This is a genomic window from Kribbella sp. NBC_01484 (genome assembly GCF_036227145.1).
Classification (GTDB): domain Bacteria; phylum Actinomycetota; class Actinomycetes; order Propionibacteriales; family Kribbellaceae; genus Kribbella.
Map to the genome: position 1 here is coordinate 5778430 of NZ_CP109437.1, position 18591 is coordinate 5797020.

General features: G+C 68.3%; 16 protein-coding genes. 8 read left to right on the plus strand and 8 right to left on the minus strand.

Going from position 1 to position 18591, the window contains the following annotated elements:
• Positions 1-127: 127 nt before the first annotated feature.
• Both OG555_RS28340 and glnA read right to left on the minus strand, forming a co-directional pair.
• Positions 128-1288 carry a helix-turn-helix domain-containing protein gene (locus OG555_RS28340; protein WP_329475591.1) on the minus strand — a complete coding sequence of 387 codons (1161 nt, stop codon included), beginning with the start codon at positions 1286-1288 and terminating at the stop codon, positions 128-130.
• 849 nt (positions 1289-2137) lie between these two features.
• On the minus strand, positions 2138-3562 hold the full coding sequence (gene glnA / locus OG555_RS28345) for a type I glutamate--ammonia ligase (protein WP_329475592.1): 1425 nt from the start codon (positions 3560-3562) through the stop codon (positions 2138-2140).
• 189 nt (positions 3563-3751) lie between these two features.
• On the opposite strand from glnA, the gene OG555_RS28350 reads away from it, so the two are divergent.
• Positions 3752-4219: an RDD family protein gene (locus OG555_RS28350; protein WP_329475593.1), complete on the plus strand. Its 468-nt coding sequence runs from the start codon at positions 3752-3754 to the stop codon at positions 4217-4219.
• Between the two features lie 4 nt (positions 4220-4223).
• Here the strand turns inward: OG555_RS28350 and OG555_RS28355 are convergent, their stop codons facing one another.
• The 4 genes from OG555_RS28355 to lipA form a co-directional block, all read right to left on the minus strand.
• A complete protein-coding gene (locus OG555_RS28355; protein WP_329475594.1) occupies positions 4224-4457 on the minus strand; it encodes a GNAT family N-acetyltransferase in 234 nt (77 codons plus the stop codon).
• 13 nt (positions 4458-4470) lie between these two features.
• Positions 4471-5751, minus strand: a complete 1281-nt coding sequence (locus OG555_RS28360; RefSeq protein WP_329475595.1) for a cyclopropane-fatty-acyl-phospholipid synthase family protein — start codon at positions 5749-5751, stop codon at positions 4471-4473.
• Positions 5752-5909: 158 nt separating this feature from the next.
• Positions 5910-6605: a DUF4191 domain-containing protein gene (locus OG555_RS28365; RefSeq protein WP_329475596.1), complete on the minus strand. Its 696-nt coding sequence runs from the start codon at positions 6603-6605 to the stop codon at positions 5910-5912.
• 21 nt (positions 6606-6626) lie between these two features.
• Positions 6627-7571 (minus strand): lipoyl synthase, encoded by a 945-nt coding sequence (gene lipA, locus OG555_RS28370; RefSeq protein WP_329475597.1) that lies wholly within the window; start codon positions 7569-7571, stop codon positions 6627-6629.
• Positions 7572-7793: 222 nt separating this feature from the next.
• Here lipA and OG555_RS28375 point away from each other — a divergent pair, with 222 nt between their 5' ends.
• The 5 genes from OG555_RS28375 (at position 7794) to OG555_RS28395 (ending at position 13160) form a co-directional block, all read left to right on the plus strand.
• Positions 7794-9164, plus strand: a complete 1371-nt coding sequence (locus tag OG555_RS28375; RefSeq protein ID WP_329475598.1) for a sensor histidine kinase — start codon at positions 7794-7796, stop codon at positions 9162-9164.
• Entirely contained in the window at positions 9157-9834 is a 678-nt protein-coding gene (locus OG555_RS28380) for a response regulator transcription factor (RefSeq protein WP_329475599.1), read from the plus strand. The genes OG555_RS28375 and OG555_RS28380 overlap by 8 nt, the downstream gene beginning before the upstream one ends.
• 201 nt (positions 9835-10035) lie before the next feature.
• On the plus strand, positions 10036-10917 hold the full coding sequence (locus tag OG555_RS28385; protein WP_329475600.1) for an ABC transporter ATP-binding protein: 882 nt from the start codon (positions 10036-10038) through the stop codon (positions 10915-10917).
• On the plus strand, positions 10914-12086 hold the full coding sequence (locus tag OG555_RS28390; protein ID WP_329475601.1) for an ABC transporter permease: 1173 nt from the start codon (positions 10914-10916) through the stop codon (positions 12084-12086). The genes OG555_RS28385 and OG555_RS28390 overlap by 4 nt, the downstream gene beginning before the upstream one ends.
• A gap of 108 nt (positions 12087-12194) precedes the next feature.
• The gene (locus OG555_RS28395; protein WP_329475602.1) at positions 12195-13160 is read left to right on the plus strand and encodes a LysR family transcriptional regulator; all 966 of its coding nucleotides are present in this window, start codon (positions 12195-12197) and stop codon (positions 13158-13160) included.
• A gap of 4 nt (positions 13161-13164) precedes the next feature.
• On the opposite strand, the gene OG555_RS28400 is transcribed toward OG555_RS28395, so the two are convergent.
• A complete protein-coding gene (locus OG555_RS28400; RefSeq protein WP_329475603.1) occupies positions 13165-14823 on the minus strand; it encodes a hypothetical protein in 1659 nt (552 codons plus the stop codon).
• 57 nt (positions 14824-14880) lie between these two features.
• Between OG555_RS28400 and OG555_RS28405 the strand changes: the two genes are divergently transcribed.
• A complete protein-coding gene (locus OG555_RS28405; protein ID WP_329475604.1) occupies positions 14881-16191 on the plus strand; it encodes a sulfatase-like hydrolase/transferase in 1311 nt (436 codons plus the stop codon).
• 4 nt (positions 16192-16195) lie between these two features.
• Positions 16196-17575 (plus strand): sulfatase family protein, encoded by a 1380-nt coding sequence (locus OG555_RS28410; RefSeq protein WP_329475605.1) that lies wholly within the window; start codon positions 16196-16198, stop codon positions 17573-17575.
• 244 nt (positions 17576-17819) lie between these two features.
• Here the strand turns inward: OG555_RS28410 and lipB are convergent, their stop codons facing one another.
• Entirely contained in the window at positions 17820-18536 is a 717-nt protein-coding gene (lipB, locus tag OG555_RS28415; protein WP_442914452.1) for a lipoyl(octanoyl) transferase LipB, read from the minus strand.
• Between the last annotated feature and the right edge of the window lie 55 nt (positions 18537-18591).

The window sequence follows — 18591 nt, forward strand, 5'->3', positions numbered from 1 at the left end:
GGCGATGGCACGTCACCGATGATCCAGTGTGAATGCATCAGGTCCCCGCGCATGTGCAGCAATTGTCGAGCGATGAACGAGTGCGACGCCAAGGGCCAAGGATCAGAAAGTTGCGCTGCACACCCGCTCAGACTCCGTGCAGCGTCTCTTCAAACTCGGACACGAGTCCTTCGTCGGGGAAGCGGTCCCTGAGTTCCCGGTCGAGTTCTCCGGCGATCATCAGGAGGTGGATCCTGCTCTGGCGGCCGTGCCTGAGTCCGGTCTTGCCGAGTTCCACAGCCTGTTCCAGGTCGCCTTCACGGCCCGCGACGATGCCGAGCGTAATCCGGCACTCGGCTATCCGCATTGGGCTCAGCTCGGCGCCGTCCGGCGTCACGTTGTCGTTGATCACGGTCGTCGCGTACTGCGTGGCCAGATCGTCGTCACCGGCGATCCGGTGTACGTCCATCGCGTAGTAGTCCCACTTCGCGGGGTCGATCTTGAAGTGGTTTTCCGGTCGGTCCGGGTACGGCAGGCGGTCGAGCATCTCCTTGCCTGACGCAAGCACTGTGCTCAGGTTGGATCCACCGAGCCGGGCTTTCGCCTTGGCTTCCTGTGCGATCAGTTGGACGTGGACGCTGGACGACTGCGCGACCGCCTGACCGCGTTGGGCTGCCTCTACGGCCTGCCGGAACCGGCCTTGGGTGAGGGCGAACCAGGCCGTCATCTCGTGGCCCCACCCGGCGATCTCGGGGTGGCCTGCCTCCAGGCCGAGTTGCAGTGCCGCCGTACGGGTGGCCTCAGCAGCCGACCGCATGCCCAGGTCGTACTCCAAACACCCGGCGAGCAGGGCAAGCCATCCACCCGCCACCAGCAGGTCCTGATGGGCCTTCAGACCGACCGGGCGCCGCAACAGTCCGCCGACGTGCTGGAGCCACTCGTGCGCCTCCCGCCGCAGGTCCAGGGCGTCGCGGTAGTTGTACTGACAGCACAGTTCCTCAATGGTCGAGTGCAGTGTCTCAAGTGTCTGCGAGGTTGTGTCGCTCGACTGCATCCGCTGGACGAGTTCGGCCGTCTGCCACGGCGTACGGTCCAGTTTCGCCGCGACATCCTCCCGGGCGGATGCGATCAGCTCGCCTTTCGCCCTCAGCGCCTCGTCGCACAGCCGGGCCAGGTCGTCGGTCGGGGCCTTGCGGCCGTTCTCGATGTTGCTCAGGTACGACCGGCTGTAGTGCGTGGCTCGGCCAAGGTCGGCCAGGGACCATCCCCGGTGGTCCCGGTACTCCTGTAGCCGCCGTCCGAAGCTCACCCGCCCAGTGTCAGCTATGCCGCTGTATCCCTGCATCCCGAACCGTCGGGATACAAGGGAGTCCTCGATCCTGGACACCGGACTAGGCCAAGCTTTCTCGCATGAGCACCGAGACGGGGAGAACCTCCGCCAGCGCGACGGGGAACGACGACCGCCGTTGGCCGGCGCTCAGCGCGCGTCACGGACCGAGCCGTGTGACGGTGTGCAGCCGGAAACCGGGCGGCCGTGCGTACTCGGCCACCACGGGGGTTACCACCGCGACACGTCCGGCGCCGAGTGGCTGGACGACTGACCTCCTGAACCGCAGGGGCGTGCGTGTCGATTCCCTGACATCCGCGCACGCCCCTGCCACCACCGACCCAGGGCCGCCGTGACAACACATCGCCGCAGTAACGATCAGTAGTGGGCTGCGATGTATCCAGCGGGGGTACACATGCGATTCATCACCGGGGGCGGCGCTCCTCGCCCTGACTGGCATCGGCTGCGGCTCTACACCACCAGCGGCCCACGACGCGCTAGAGGAGTTCCTGAAGGTCACCGAGGGATCGGTGGCCTAGGCAGCACCGTCGACGGCTGAGCCTTGGGCCCAGGTTGATCAGTTCCTGCGGCACTACCTGGGTCGTTGCTGATCAACTCCGGCGCTGACGTCAAGGTCGTACAGGCACGGGTACGGCACGCGAGCGCCAAGACCACGCTCGATACGTACGGGCATCTGTGGCCGGATGCAGACGAGTCGACCCGTGCCGCCATTGGTGCTGTGCTGGCGGCACGGGTCGGGAGTCTCACGGAACAGCCACGGAACGCGGAGGAGTCATGACGACGTTTCCGCAGGTCAGCGGCTATCGCCGATCACACGTCGTAGTACAGCTCGAACTCGTGGGGGTGGGGGCGGAGCTGGATCGGGGCGATCTCCTGCTCGCGCTTGAGGTCGACCCAGGTCTCGATCAGATCGGAGGTGAAGACGTCGCCCTCGAGCAGGAAGGCGTGGTCGGCCTCGAGCGAGTCGATCACGGCCGGCAGCGAGGTGGGAACCTGCGGGATGCCCGCGTGCTCCTCCGGCGGCAGCTCGTAGAGGTCCTTGTCGACCGGGTCGGCCGGCTCGATCTTGTTGCGGATGCCGTCCAGGCCGGCCAGCAGCTGGGCCGAGAAGGCCAGGTACGGGTTGGCGGACGGGTCCGGGCAGCGGAACTCGATCCGCTTCGCCTTCGGGTTCGAGCCGGTGATCGGGATCCGGATGCAGGCGGAGCGGTTGCGCTGCGAGTAGACCAGGTTGACCGGCGCCTCGAAGCCCGGCACCAGGCGGTGGTAGGAGTTCACCGTCGGGTTGGTGAAGGCCAGCAGCGACGGGGCGTGCTTGAGCAGGCCGCCGATGTACCAGCGGGCGATGTCGGACAGGCCGCCGTACCCGGACTCGTCGTAGAACAGTGCGTCGCCGCCGGAGAACAGCGACTGGTGCACGTGCATACCCGAACCGTTGTCACCGAAGATCGGCTTCGGCATGAAGGTCGCGGTCTTGCCGGCCGCCCAGGCGGTGTTCTTGACGATGTACTTGAACTTCTGCAGGTTGTCCGCGGTCTTCAGCAGCTCGTCGAAGCGGAAGTTGATCTCCGCCTGGCCCGCGGTGCCGACCTCGTGGTGGGCGCGCTCGACGACCAGCCCGGCCTTCTCCAGGTTCAGCGTGATCTGGTCCCGCAGGTCGCCGAAGTGGTCGGTCGGCGCGACCGGGAAGTACCCGCCCTTGTAGCGGACCTTGTACCCACGGTTGCCGCCGTCCTCGACCCGGCCGGTGTTCCAGGCGCCGGCGACCGAGTCGATCGAGTAGTAGCCGGAGTTCTGCTTGGTCTCGAACCGGACGTCGTCGAAGACGTAGAACTCGGCCTCCGGCGCGAAGAACGCGGTGTCCGCGATGCCGGTCGACTTCAGGTACTCCTGCGCCTTCCGGGCGATGTTGCGCGGGTCGCGGCTGTAGGCCTCGCCGGTCAGCGGGTCGTGCACGAAGAAGTTGATGGCCAGCGTCTTCGTCCCGCGGAACGTGTCGAGGAAGGCCGTGGTCGGGTCGGGCAGCAGCTTCATGTCCGATTCGTGGATCTGCTGGAACCCGCGGACCGACGAACCGTCGAACATCAGGCCCTCTTCGAAAACCTCGGGCCCGAACGACGACACCGGGACGGTGAAGTGCTGCATGATGCCCGGCAGGTCGGAGAACCGGACATCGATGATCTCGACGCCCTCGTCCTTGACGTAGGCGAGCAGCTCCTCAGCGCTGGAAAACATACGTACTCCTAGGGTGGCTCAGAGATTGATCTGAACGTAGGGCCTCGGGATTACTCGGTCGTGACCCTGGTGTTTCGCGGATGTTACGCCCAGCGTGTCCGCGCTGACCCACTGGTGTACGTCGGCTACGCCCTGAGATCTCCAGGTCCGCTGTGAGCGGGGCGTGGCAGCTTCCGTAGGCTAGCCATCATGGCATCATCGGCGCGGCCGGGCACAGGACCCTCCGAAGAATTCCGCTTTCCGGGGAACCGGCTCGGCCTGCCGGAGCAGGGTCCGGGCTCCGTCGCGAGCTGGGGCCGGCGGATCCTCGCACTGCTCCTGGACTGGCTGATCGCCGCCCTGATCGCGTCCGCGGTCACGTCGAAACCGATCTGGGGCGGTGGGAACGACTTCAACACCGCCCAGCTGATCATCTTCTTCGGCATGACCGCGATCCTGACCGGACTGGCCGGCGGCACGATCGGCCACCGCGTCCTCGGCCTCCGCGTGCTCAACCTCAACGCCCGCGGCCAGACCGGCTACGCCGCCCAGGTCGGCCTCCTCGGCGGCGTCATCCGGGCCCTCATGATCTGCCTCCTGATCCCCGCCGTCGTCTACGACCGCGACCGCCGCGGCCTCCACGACCGCGCAGCCAACACAGTCGTCGTACGCCGCTGACCGGTCACGCCAGCCGAGCATCCGCCGTACGACGCATCAGCAGCGAGCGACCGACTTCGTCGGTGAATCCCCACCGCCGGTAGAACGGCACGAGCTCCGGCTGGCAGACCAGCTCGATACTCCGGACATCAGCGAGCCTCGGATGCGAGACGACAGCGTCCATCAGGGCGGCACCCAACCCGGCTCCGCGGTGCAACCGGGCTGGTTCGACGGATGTCAGTACGGCGATCTCCGGCATCCGCCCATTGTGGTCAGCGGCGGGTCAGGCGGAGCTGGACGTCGTCCAGGTAGCCGGTGCGGAAGCCGGCCTCGGAGTAGGCCAGGTAGAACTCCCACATGCGGCGGAAGGTGTGGTCGAAGCCGAGGTCGGCGATGGCCGGCCACCGGTCGATGAAGCGGTTGCGCCAGATCCGCAGCGTCCGGGCGTAGTCCGCACCCAGGTGGCGGATCACCTCGGTGCGCAGGCCGGTGTGCTGGGCGGTGATGTCGTCGATCACCTTGATCGACGGGATCAGGCCGCCGGGGAAGATGTACTTCTGCACCCAGGTGAACGTGTTCCGGGTCGCGAGCATCCGCGCATGCGGCATCACGATCGCCTGCACCACGCCGACCCCGCCCGGAGCCAACCGCCGCTCGATCACATCGAAGTAGACCGGCCAGTACTTCTCGCCGACCGCCTCGATCATCTCCACACTCAGTACGGCGTCGAACTCGCCGATCTGATCGCGGTAGTCGCGCAGCGCCACCTGCACCCGGTCGCTCACGCCCGCGTCCGCGATCCGGCGCTGAGCGAGCAACGCCTGCTGCGAGGCGATCGTGATCGCGGTGACCCAGGCACCACGCTGGGCGGCGCGGATCGCCAGACTCGCCCAGCCACAGCCGATGTCGAGGACGCGTGATCCCGAGACGATCCCGGCCGCGTCGAGGATCGAGTCCAGCTTGTTGAGTTGCGCCTGCGTGAGTTCGTCGTACGACGCGGTCGCGAGGTCGGCCACGGGATCGCCGCCGAAGTAGGCCGCCGAGTACGTCAGGGTCGGGTCGAGGAACTCGGAGAACATCGCGTTGCTGAGGTCGTAGTGCCGGCTGACGTTCTCCCGGGCGCCGGCCCGGTCGTTCTCCTGCTCACCGGGCTGCGTCCGGGTCACCAGCCAGCGCAGCGACTGGGCCCACTTCGGCAGCAGGTGCCGAGTCTCCTCATTGCTGAAGCGCTCGGCGAACGGGACGAGCAGATCGGCCAGATCGGTGCCCGGCTCCGGATCCCAGTCACCGGCCAGGTAGGCCTCGCCGAACCCGGACCCGGCGTCGTGCCCGAGCCGATCCAGGAAGTGCGCGCTGCGGTGCACCCGCATCGCCGGGCCGCCCAGCCCATACGACCGGTTGTTGTCGAGATGGATCGTCGCCGGCAGGTCCTTGGCGATCAGACGGATCGCGGCGAGCGCGCCGGCCCGGCGTACCGGGTTCGACCGCGGGCGAGCCAGCGTCGGCCAGGTCTCGGCCGTCGGCTGGTGCACCCGCGGCATCAGATCCGTCATCTACACCCCTGTATCGATCCGTCCTGGTCGCACCTTAAGGCCAACCAGCCACCCCACCGCGCGACACGAAGGCACTCTCGTGCCACGTCACGACAGATCAACTGCTGACCGGCTGCCGGGTTACCGGCATCTCACTCAGAGAGAACGCTCAGCGCCCCTCAGCGCCCCTTCATGGCCTGCCGGGCGCCCTTGAGGCTCGTCGGCACCGGGCCCTTCGGCATCGGCACCTGGGGGCGGACGGCGTCCAGCGCCTTCAGCCGCTGGAGCAGGTCGGTGATCTCGGACGGCTGCAGCGCGGCCGGCAGCTTCATCACGTGCTTGGTGAGCTTGCGGATGTCGATCTCGTCCTCGCCCTTGCCGGCGACGATCTGGATCACCGGCGCACCACCGGCCACCCGGGTGTGCTTCTTGCCCTCGGCGGCGAGCAGGTTCTTCACCCGGCTCGGCTGCCCCTCGCCGACCAGGACGATGCCCGGCCGGCCGACCACCCGGTGCACGATGTCGGCGTTCTTGGTGACGGCGACGGCGGGCGTCACGGTCCAGCCACGGCGCAGCGTCTGCAGCGCGGACGCGGCCGCACCCGCCTGGCCCTCGATCTGGCTGTACGCCGCCTTCTCGACCCGGCGGCCGAAGACGATCGTGGCGGCGAGGAAGCCGAGTGCGACACCCAGCGGGATCCAGATCATCAGCGGCCCGACCAGCAGGCCCACCACGACGAACACGGCCACGATGCCGAGGAAGATCCCGGCGAGGATCAGACCGATCTTCGGGTCGGACCTCTTGGTCAGCTGGTACGCCGACCGGATCTGCTTGAGCCGGCTGGTCTTCTCTTCGGGCGCGTCGTTCTTGGCCATCTCTACCTTTGTCCGTGATCTCTAAACGTCCTGGGTCGCGGCGGTCATCCGCGACTCCACAGCCTGACGGTACAGCCGACCGGCCCGGTACGACGAACGTACGAGCGGACCGGACATGACGCCGACGAAGCCGATCTGCTCCGCTTCGGCCTGTAGCTCGACGAACTCCTCCGGCCGGACCCACCGCTCGACCGGGTGGTGCCGCACCGACGGGCGCAGGTACTGGGTGATGGTGATGATCTCGCAGCCGGCCGCGTGCAGGTCGCGCAGCGCCTGGCCGACCTCCTCGCGGGTCTCGCCCATGCCGAGGATCAGGTTCGACTTGGTCACCAGGCCGTAGTCGCGGGCCTGGGTGATGACGTCCAGGGACCGCTCGTAGCGGAACCCGGGCCGGATCCGGCGGAAGATCCGCGGCACCGTCTCGACGTTGTGCGCGAACACCTCGGGCCGGGACGAGAACACCTCGGCCAGCTGCTCCGGTACGGCGTTGAAGTCCGGCGCGAGCATCTCGACGCCGGTGCCCGGGTTGAGCTCGTGGATCTGGCGGATCGTCTCGGCGTACAGCCAGGCGCCGCCGTCGTCCAGGTCGTCGCGGGCGACGCCGGTCACGGTCGCGTAGCGCAGGCCCATGGTCCGGACCGACTCGGCGACACGGCGCGGCTCGTCGCGGTCCAGCGCCTCCGGCTTGCCGGTGTCGATCTGGCAGAAGTCGCAGCGCCGGGTGCATTGGTCGCCACCGATGAGGAAGGTGGCCTCGCGGTCCTCCCAGCACTCGAAGATGTTCGGGCAGCCGGCTTCCTGGCACACCGTGTGCAGCTGCTCGGACTTCACGAGCTTCTGCAGCGCCTGGTACTCCGGGCCCATCCTCGCGCGGGTCTTGATCCACTCGGGTTTGCGCTCGATCGGGGTCTCCGCGTTGCGCACCTCGAGCCTGAGCAGTTTCCGTCCTTCTGGGGCGATCGTCACGCCCTCCAGGGTACGCGGCCCGAGTCAGGCGTCATCAGGCCCCAGGGCCTGTCCGGCGCTCCCCTGCGTGCTGCGCGGCACTCGGCACGGCATCTCGGTGCACTGGAGCGAAGGCCACGATGGAAAAACATCGAGGCCTCCACTCCAGCACACCGAGCTACCGCACCGAGCACCTGCTCGCGACTGCAGGGGAGCGCCGGACAGGCCCTAGGCTGATGAGCCATGTCCACGCTTGAGCTCGGTACGGCGCCCGCGGGCGCGGAACCCGGGACACCACCGGCCACGGGGACGACGGTGCGCGGATGGGTGCGACCCGGTCCGACCGCGCGGGAGCGTCGTACCGACGTGTTGCTGGGTCTCGGGATGGCGCTCGCTGCGGTGATCGGGACCGAGCTGGCCCGCGGCGCTGCCCCGACGCACGTCGACCTGGGGATCGGCGGGGTCGAGGCGTACGTGCTGAGTGCGGCGATCGCTCTGCCACTGTGCTTCCGCCGCCGGTACCCGATCACGGTGCTGCTGGCGGTCGCGGTGTTGTTCGTGGTGAACGGCGAGCGGGCCACCTTCGCGTTCGCCGGGAACCTGATCACCCAGGCGACCATGTTCATGGCGGTCTACGCCGCCGTCGCCTGGGCGCGGGACCGGCGGCTCATGAAGGCCTCGGTGGCGCTGGTCTTCATCGCGATGTTCGGCTGGCTCACGATCAACTTCGCCCACGCGCTGCGCAACAACGCGATCGAAGGGCCGAACCACGCGCTGCTCTCGCCGTACGTCTCCAGCGTCGTCCTGACCCTGGCGCTGAACGCCCTCTACTTCTTCGGCGCGTACTTCTGGGGCCGGACGGCGTGGGGGATCGCGCGGCAGCGGCACGAGCTCGAGCAGCAGGCGACCGAGCTCGCCGCCCAGCAGGAGGCCAACGCCAAGCGCGCGGTGATCGACGAGCGGTTGCGGATCTCCCGAGAGTTGCATGACGTCGTCGCGCATCACATCAGCAGCATCGGCGTACAGGCCGGCGGGGCCCGCCGCGTGATGGACACCGACCCGGACGCCGCCAAGAGCGCCCTCAGCGTGATCGAGAACTCCAGCCGCACCGCGGTGAACGAGATGCGCCAGCTACTCGGCATGCTGCGCGCGGCCGACCCGGATCTGGACCTCGAAGCACCGGCCGTCAAGCAGCCGCAGGCCGGCGCCGACCGGCTGCCCGCGCTGATCGCGGACGTGAACGGCGAGGGCCTGTCCGTCGGGTTCCACCAGATCGGCCCACCGGTCCGGCTACCGGAGACCGTCTCGGTCTCGGTGTACCGGATCGCTCAGGAGGCGCTGACCAACGTACGCCGTCACTCGACCGCCCGCAGTGCCCACATCACCCTGCGTTACCTCGGTGACTCGGTCGAGCTCGAGGTGATCGACGACGGCCGGCCGAAACACGCGCCGGTGGGGAGCCGGCTGGGCCACGTCGGGATCCGTGAGAGGGTCGGTCTGCTCGGCGGCGAGAGCGAGATCGGGCCGCGCCCGGTCGGCGGCTTCCGGGTCCGGGTCCGGATCCCGCTCGACCCGCAGAACCGCCCGTTGACCGGAGGGACTCAGGATGAGTGACACCGCGCCCATGCGGGTGCTGCTGGTGGACGACCAGGACCTGGTCCGGGCCGGGTTCCGGATGATCCTGTCGGTCGAACCGGAGATCCAGGTGGTCGGCGAGGCCGCCGACGGCGAGAAGGCGATCGAACTCGCGCTGGCTCTGCGGCCGGACGTCGTACTGATGGATGTGCAGATGCCCGGCATGGACGGGATCTCCGCGACCCAGCAGATCGTCGCCGCGGACGCCGGCAAGGTCGTCATCCTGACCACGTTCGACCGCGACGACTACCTGTTCGAGTCGCTCGGGGCGGGGGCCAGCGGGTTCCTGCTGAAGAACACCGCGCCGGAGGACCTGGTCGACGCCATCCAGGTGGTCCACTCCGGCCACGCTCTGCTCGCGCCCGAGGTGACCCGGCGGGTGATCAAGCGGTTCACCGGCGGCGGCGAACGCGTCTACCGCCCCGATCTGCTCGCCGAGCTGACCGACCGCGAGCGCGAGGTCCTCGGTCTGATCGCCCGCGGCCTCACCAACACCGAGATCGCGAACCAGCTCTACGTCGGCGAGGCCACCGTCAAGACACACGTCTCCCGCATCCTGCTCAAACTCGGCCTCCGCGACCGCGTCCAAGCCGTCGTCTTCGCCTACGAATGCGGCCTCGTCACCCCCGGCGACGATCCGACCGGCTAACCACCGCCACACAGCCGTTGCGTCCGAAGAACTGTGGGTTGTAGGCCACACATCTTCGGACGCAACGGGCGGGGGAGTCCGTCGCGCGGATGACCTGGGTGATCCGTCTGAGGGGCGACGTGGGGGGCGCTTGTCCTGACTAGCTTTGGGGTGCTGGGGACGGACCCGGCGGGGGGCTGAGCTGATGGGGAACGGTGACGGATGCTGAGGGTGGCTGGGCTCACTCGGCGGTTCGGGGAACAGCTGGCGCTGGACGACGTCCACTTCGACGTCGCACCGGGCCGGATGACCGGATTCGTCGGGGCCAACGGGGCCGGGAAGACGACCGCGATGCGGATCATCCTCGGCGTGCTGGCCGCGACGGTCGGCGAGGTGCTGTGGAAGGGCGAGCTGCTGACCCAGGCGGTACGGCGTGACTTCGGGTACATGCCGGAGGAGCGTGGGCTGTACCCGAAGATGAAGATCCGCGACCAGCTCGTGTTCTTCGGCCGGCTGCACGGGCTCGACCCGGACCGCGCCGCCGAGCGGACCGACAAGCTGCTCGAACGACTCGGGCTGGCCGAACGGGCGACCGACGTACTCGAGACGCTGTCGCTGGGCAACCAGCAGCGGGTGCAGATCGCGGCCGCGCTGGTGCACGAGCCGATCGCCTTGGTCCTGGACGAGCCGTTCAGCGGCCTCGACCCGCTCGCCGTCGACGCCATGGTGGATCTGCTCCGGGAGGAGGTCACGCCGGAGGTGCCGGTGCTGTTCTCCAGCCACCAGCTCGACCTGGTCGAGCGGTTGTGCGACGACCTCGTCGTACTCTCCCGTGGCAAAGTCGTTGCCGCAGGCCCCGTTGCGGACCTGGCCGCCGGGCCTTCCCTGACCTACAAGCTGGTGGTGGACGGGGACGCGGGCTGGCTGCGCGACGTCCGCGGCATCCAGGTGCGCGATGTCGCCGGGGGTACGGCGCTCTTCGACGTCGAGGACGACGGTGTGGCGCAACAGGTCCTGCAGCAGTCGATCTCCCGCGGGCCGGTCCTCGAGTTCGGACCCGAGCGGGCGGCACTGAGCGACGTCTTCCGGGAGGCGACCCGATGAACGACCGTACTCTCGATCGGCCCTGGATGCTGATCGCTCAACGTGAGGTGAGCACCAAGCTGCGGGACAAGACCTTCATCGGGTCGACCGTGGTGATGCTGCTGATCGTGCTCGCCGCGGTGATCATCCCGGCGATCCTGGCCGGCCGCGGCGGCGCCGACAAGATTGCCGTGATCGATGACGTCGGCGCCAAGGTCGTGCAGCAGGCGTCGACGACCAAGGGCGGCGACGGTTTCGAGGTGACCCGGGCCGGGGACCGGCCGGCGGCCGAGCAACTCGTCACGAGCGGCGAGGTGAAGGCGGCGCTGGTGCCGGTCGCCGACGGGTACGCCGTCATCGGCAAGGACCGGGTCGACTCGGGGCTGGAGAGCGCGCTGCGCGAGGCGGCATCCAGCGTCGGAATGGAGCAGAACGCGGCCCAGGCCGGTCTCACTCCCACCGAGCTGCGCGCCGGGACGAAGGTCGATCTGGTGTTGCTGAAGCCCGGTCCGCTGCCCGACATCGTGTCCGACTTCGTCAACATCGGGCTGGCGCTGGTGTTCTACATGACCGCGCTCGGGTTCGGCATGATGATCGCGCAGAGCGTCGTCCAGGAGAAGGAGAGCCGGGTCGTCGAGATCCTCGCCGCCGCGGTGCCGATCCGGTCGCTGCTGTGGGGCAAGGTGCTCGGCAGCACCGCGCTGGCCCTCGGGCAGATCGTGGTCATCGCGGGGGCTTCGCTGATCGGGCTGCTGCTCACCGACCAGGCCGCCATCCTCGAGGTGGTCGCGCCGGTGGCGGGCTGGTTCGTGGTCTTCTTCGTCCTCGGGTTCGTCGCGCTGGCCGGGCTGTGGGCGGTGGCCGGATCGCTGGCCACCCGGCAGGAGGACCTCGGGTCGACCACGCTGCCGGGGCAGATGATCCTGATGATCCCGTTCTTCTTCTCGGTGTTCGCCGGGGCGTCGGCCAAGACGGTCGCGTCGTTCGTGCCGATCGCGTCGTCGATGGCGATGCCGGGGCGGATGCTGACCGAGGACGTACCGGTCTGGCAGCCGCTGCTGGCGATCGCGATCCTGCTCGCCGCGACCGTGTTGATCGTCCGCCTCGGCGCCCGCCTGTACGAGCGCACCCTGCTGCAGACGGGTCGGCGGCTCGGGTATCGCGAGGCGCTGACCATCAAGGCGGGGTAAATCATCGTGACAGCCCGGGCGAGTGTTACATGTCTGCCCGGGCTGTGACGAAACCGCAATGTGGGATGCCTGTGTGCTGTGTGACGACCTCGACTACGGTCTCAACGCATGAACGTCGAGCTGCGCCACCTGCGGGTGGTGGTCCTGGTGGCAGAAGCGGGGTCCGTCGGTCGGGCCGCCCGCTGGCTCAAGGTCAGCCAGCCGAGCCTGACCGCGCAGCTCAAACGGATCGAGGCGGCGTTCGGCGGTGAGCTGTTCGAGCGCTCCCGCACCGGCGTGACCCCCACTCCGCTGGGGCGGTACGCCGTCGATCGCGCCCGGGCGATCCTGGTCGACGTCGACCACCTGTCGGCGACCGTGTCCGCGATGACGGCGGTCGAGTCCTCGGCCGTCCGGCTGGGCGGGTTCCCGACGGCTCCGATGTCGGGGATCGCGTCGCGGCTGCGCCACCACGGCGAGATCGAGCAGGTCAGCATCGAGGTCGAGTGGTCGACCAGCGTGCTGCTGCAGCAGCTGGAGAGCGGGCGGCTCGACTTCGCGCTGTTGCGGGAGTTCCCCGGCTTCGAGCTGCGGCTGTCGAGCGGGGTCGAGTCGACCACGGTCGTCGAGTCGGAATCGGCGTACGTCGTGATGGCCGCGGACCACCCGTTGGCGGTGGCGACGCGGGCGCGCGGGGAGATCGAGCTGTCCACGCTGTCGGGGGAGGAGTGGATCGGGGAGCCGCCGGACGACAGCGGGTTCCACGTACTGTTCCGGGCGGCGTGCGAGCAGGCCGGGTTCCAGCCGAAGGTCGAGCACCACTCGGTGGACACGTCGGTGCTGATGGGGTTCGTGACGAGTGGTCAGGGTGTCGCGCTGGTCTCACCGACGTCGTATCGGATGCTCTCCTCCGACGTCACCACCCGCACCCTGGTCGGCGACCCGATCCACCGCAAGCTGATCCTTGCGTGGAGCACCGAGTCACCGCGTGCGCAGATGGCCGGCGACGTGCTCGCGATGGCCAGCGCCGCCTACGACGAAGCCATCACCGAACACGCCCGCCGCGACCAGCACCAACGCATGCACGTCGCCTGAACTCTCAAGCTTCTGCGGGCCTGACCACGGGGTTCTCGAACGCGGTCATGTGGAACTCGCCGGTGTCCTCCGGGTCGTCCATCCGCTCCCGATACTGAGACCCCACCTGCTCCCTGACCGTCGGCACCGCGCCAGCCATCCGCTCCTCCCTACCCGGAGCACCCTGCGGCACCTGCCCCGCTTTACCCGCAGGAGCCTGCTGCTCCACCTTGCCCACCGGAGCCTGCACCACCTGCTCCGGGTTGCCCGCAGGAGCCTGCTCCGCCTGACCCTGAGCAGTCGGCGGCTCCACCCGAGGAGCCTCCCGCGTCGCATCGTTGTCGGCGTCAGCCGCCGGCGCCTGCTCGGCCTTGACCGGGGGAGCGGGCGTGACCTGCGGCTCCACCTTTGGAGCTTCCTGCGTCGCATCGTCGTCGGCGTTCGACGCCGGCGCCTGCTCGGCCTTGACCGGGGGAGCCTCCACTGCCTGCGACTCAACCCTGGGCGCTTCCTGCGTTGCGTCCTCGTCTGTGTGCGCCGCCGGGGGAGTCTGCGCCGCCTGCTGCGTCGCATCCTCACCGGCGTCCGGCACCGGCGCCGCCGTCGCGGCCGGGGGAGCCTGCGTGGCCTGCGGCTCCGCGTTGGGAGCTACTTGTGTTGCGTTGTCGGCGGGGGCTTGTTCCGCTTGCGGCTGCTTCACCGCAGGTGCGGCGGCAGGCTGCTCGGGCGCCACCTTGGGCGCCGCCGGCGGCTGCTGCGGCGCTACCGCCGTGGGCTCGTCGTCGGGAGTGACCGCCTTCTCCTGCTGCGATTCGTGCGCCACCGCCGCCCCAGCGACTGCGGCCGGCGCCGCCCCTGCGGTCCGCTCGCCACCCTCAGGCTGCTGCGGCTCGGGTGCTGCTTCCGGCTGTTGGGCCGGGACCTGGACGGTCTCGTCGCGGTCGGTAGGGACGAGGACCGTGTCATCGCCCGGATAGTTGCCTGAGGCATCGTCTTCCGGAGCTGCGCCGCGGAACTGCGCGGTGTGCTCAGCCGCAGCGGTCGGGTACTGGTCGGTCTGGTCCTCCGCCTGGTTGCGCGGCTGGACCGGCTCCTGCTCATCGTCGAACAGGTCGTCGAACCGGCTCCTGTTGCCGAACGACTCGGCGTACGCCGGATAGGTGCTCCCGGCAACCGGGTACACCGCCGCGGCATCCGCTTCCTGCTCCGCCTGCGCGGCCTCCTGCTCACGCTGCAGGCGATCAGCCTCGACCCGCTCCCGCCGCCGGCGCTGCACGCTGTGCACGATCAGCTGGATCGCATACACCAGCGAGATCACCGCAAGAATCGGAACGACGCCGTTCAGCGTGTACCGCCTCGACCCCTCGATCATCCCGGTCGTGACACCTGGGACGTCGTTCAGGAAGTTTGTGGTCCGGTTCGGGATCCAGAGCCAGCAGTAGATCAGCGCGCCGAAGGCGACGAACGCACCGAGCGCACCGGCGCCGGAGAAGTACGACGCCACGGCCCAGAAGATCAGCGCGCCGATGCCGTAGGCAAGCGCCATCTCCTTCGTATTCAGCTCGATACCACCCGGCGCCGCGAGTACCCCGAACACAGCCGGTCCGGCCAGTGCTACCGCCACGCCGAGCAAGAACCCAAGAAATTTGGCCACACCCACAAGGTAGCGACGTTTTGCCGTCACATCCCGCAGACACTTCGGCACCGCGCGGAAGGGCAATCGCTTGCTTAGGCTGTCCCTATGCGCCCTCCCAACGTCCTCGTTGTCCTGTCCGACGAGCACACCGCCGCTGCGGCTGGGTGGGCCGGGCATCCGCACGTTCGGACACCACACCTGGATCAGCTCGCCGCACAAGGCGTTTCGTTCGACCGCGTGTACACGAACAGCCCCATGTGTGTGCCTTCGCGGCTGTCAGTGATGGCTGGCCAGTACGTGCACCAGATCGGGGCTTGGGACAACGGCGTGATCCCTGGACCGTCGTTCCGCACCTGGGGTCACCACCTGCGCGAGGCCGGTTACACCTCGGTGATCGCGGGCCGGACCCACTTCAACGGACCGGACCGGTTGCTCGGGTTCGATCTCCGGCTGACCGACGACCTGGACTTCTGGCTCGACCACAGCGGCAAGCCACCTCGTCGTACGACGGACTGGCGGCGACCGTCCAATTCACATGTGACCGAACACGGCCCCGGCGACCACGTCCACACCACGCACGACGTCGCGGCAACCGATGCCGCCCTGGACTTCCTGCGTGATCCGAGATCGGAGCCGTTCCTGCTGTACGTCGGGTACATGCATCCGCACTTCCCGCTGGTAGCACCGCCTGCGTATCGCGCTCTCTACGATCCAGCCGACGTCGAGTTGCCATCGACCGCCGATGACGAGCACCCGGTGATCTCGCGGCTGCGGCACGGTTTCCGCAACGACGAGTTGCTGACCGAGGAGGAGTTGCGTGAGGCGACGGTTTGCTACTGGGCGCTGATCAGTCACCTGGACCACCAGATCGGTCGGCTGTTGGCGGCGGTGCCTGACGACACGGTCGTCATCTACACGAGTGATCACGGTGAGATGGCCGGGCACCACGGCATCTGGCAGAAGCAGTGCTTCTACGAGCCCGCCGTACGCATCCCTCTGCTGCTGCGCCATCCGTCGGTGCAGCCAGGGCGCAACCACGACCACGTGAGTCTGGTCGACGTTCTGCCGACCTTGCGAGACATCGCCGGCCTGACACCGGATCCGGCGCTCCCGGGACGGACTCTGCTCGATCCGGTCGATCGGCCGGTGCTGTCGGAGTACCACGCACAGGGGATGGTCGACGGCGGCTTCATGCTCAAGTCCGGTCCGTGGAAGTACTGCTACCACGGTGCGGCGCAGCGGCCGCAGGTCTTCAACGTCGACACCGATCCGCTCGAGCTGTACGACCTCTCGACCGACGAGGCCCTGGTCGCCAGGCTCGATTCCGAGCTCCGATCGATCCTGGACCCCGACCGGATCGACGTACTTGCGAAATCCGACCAGGCCGAGCGCCTGGCCACCCTCACGAGAGGATGATCCTTTGTCCGCGCCCAACATTCTGCTGATCGTTTCGGACGACCATGGGTACGCCGATCGCGGCGTCCAGGGGATTCACGCCGATGTCCGGACGCCTGCGCTGGACCGGCTCGCGGCCGAGGGGGTGAGTTGCACCGACGCGTATGTGACCGCGCCGATCTGCAGTCCTTCGCGGGCCGCGATCATCTCCGGGCAGTATCAGCAGCGGTGGGGTGGCCAGTGGTTCGACTCGGCCGCGTTCCCGCCGGACGACGTACCGACGCTGGCGGAGGTCCTGCGTGATCAGGGGTATCGAACCGGGTACTTCGGCAAGGTGCACTACGGGGGAGAGACGGTCGGTGATCGGGCGTGCCCGCCGCATCACGGGTTCGAGGAGACGTTGTACGGGCTGGCTGGTCAGTCTTTCGGGCGGCTCAACTATCTGCATCACTCGGAGGACGCGGTCTCGTCGTACGGGCAGCCCGCGGCGCATCACATGGCGGTCCAGCCGTTGCTGTCGGGGGACGAGCCGGTTGAGCACGAGGGCTTCCTGACCGCGGAGTTCGGGCGGCGGGCGGCCGAGTTCATCACCGGTGAGGACGAGCGGCCGTACTTCTGCATGCTCGCGTTCAACGCCGTACACAACTTCTGCTGGCAACTACCCGAGTCCGAACTCGCGGCTCGCGGTCTACCCGCCTTCCGCGACTGGACGCCGGACGTCAACGACTCCTTCGCAGAGTGGTACGACGACGTGATCGTGCCGAACCTGCCGCACGGCCGGGAGTACTACCTCGCACAACTGGAACTGATGGACGCCGAGATCGGCAGACTGCTGGACCTCGTCGACGACAACACCATCGTCGTCTACACCACCGACAACGGCGGCTCGACCTGCAACTTCGGCGACAACACACCGCTCCGCGGCACCAAGTACACAGTCTGGGACGGCGGCATCCGCGTCCCGATGCTCTGGCGCTGGCCGGGCCACCTCCCCGCCGGCCGCCGTGCCGATGCCCTCGTCAGCACCCTCGACCTAGTCCCCACCCTGGCCGCCGCCGCGGGCGCGACAGTCGAGGCGACCGACGGCCTGGACATCCTGCCGGCTCTGTCAGGCGAGACGGACGCTGCCCACGACACCCTCCACTGGGACTGCGAATTCCAATGGGCGGTCCGCTCCGGCCCGTGGAAACTCAGCTGGGTAGCCGACACCCCCGACACCCAACACCTCAAAACCTACGAACACGCCCCCATGGGCAACGGCTGGTCCCTGACCAATCTCACCAACGACCTGGCCGAACAACAAAACCACGTCACCACCGAACCCGCCCTCGCCACCCGCCTACAAACCCTCCACACCACCTGGCGAACCAAAGTCGGCCTGCCCCCACTAACAGTGACGATGTAGGCGAGCGCCCTGCACCGGTCCAGGCCCGCAACCGGGACCCCGCCACACAAATCGTCCAGCAGCCAACCGCCGCCCGTCACGCAGGCTGCGGCCGTCAGACACAAGCCACGCCCGCCGAACTCACGGCATCGTCCACAACCGCTCACATTCGGTGCTTTGCCTAGGCACAGACGGATCAGCCGAACAGCAACTGGCAAAGCACCGAATGGGAGCTACCCACACCCACGCAGCGGCAGCGCGACCCTCAGACAGTCAACCCGTAGGTAATGGCAGTCGGCGGTTCCTCATGGTGGTCGATGTCCGGACTCCGCTCGTACTCCTCCCACGCCAGCAGCCGATCCAGATTCCGGCGCACCGATTCGAGCACCTCCGTCACCCGCACATCCCGCCCCAGCTCCCGGGACAGCGTGGTGACATCCGCATCCGAGATCCCACACGGCACGATCCGATCGAACCAGGCCAGATCGTTGTCGCAGTTCAGCGCGAACCCGTGCATCGTCACGCCCTGCGCGACCCGGATCCCGATCGCCGCGATCTTCCGCTCCCGACCGCGATCGTCCGCCGCCACCCACACCCCGCTGCGCCCCTTGACCCGCCCGGTCTTCACCCCGAGCTCGGCGCAAACCGCGATCAGCGCCTCCTCCAGGCGCCGTACGTAGTCCACCACGTACACATGTGAGGCCAGCTTCACGATCGGGTAGCCCACCAGCTGCCCCGGACCGTGCCAGGTGATCTTCCCGCCGCGGTCGACGTCCACCACCGGCGTCCCGTCGAGCGGCCGCTCGTGCGGCTCGGTCCGCTTGCCCGCCGTGTACACCGGCGGGTGCTCGAGCAGGATGACCGTTTCCGAACCGGTGCCCTCGGCAACTTCCGCGTGCAGGCGCCGCTGCTCGGCCCACGCGGCCTCGTAATCCACCGCGTCGGCGCCGAACCCGGCCTCCACATACCTGATATCCCTCACGCCTTCGAGTGTATGCGGCGCCCGATCCCGCCGTACTCCGCCATCCACAGGCCAC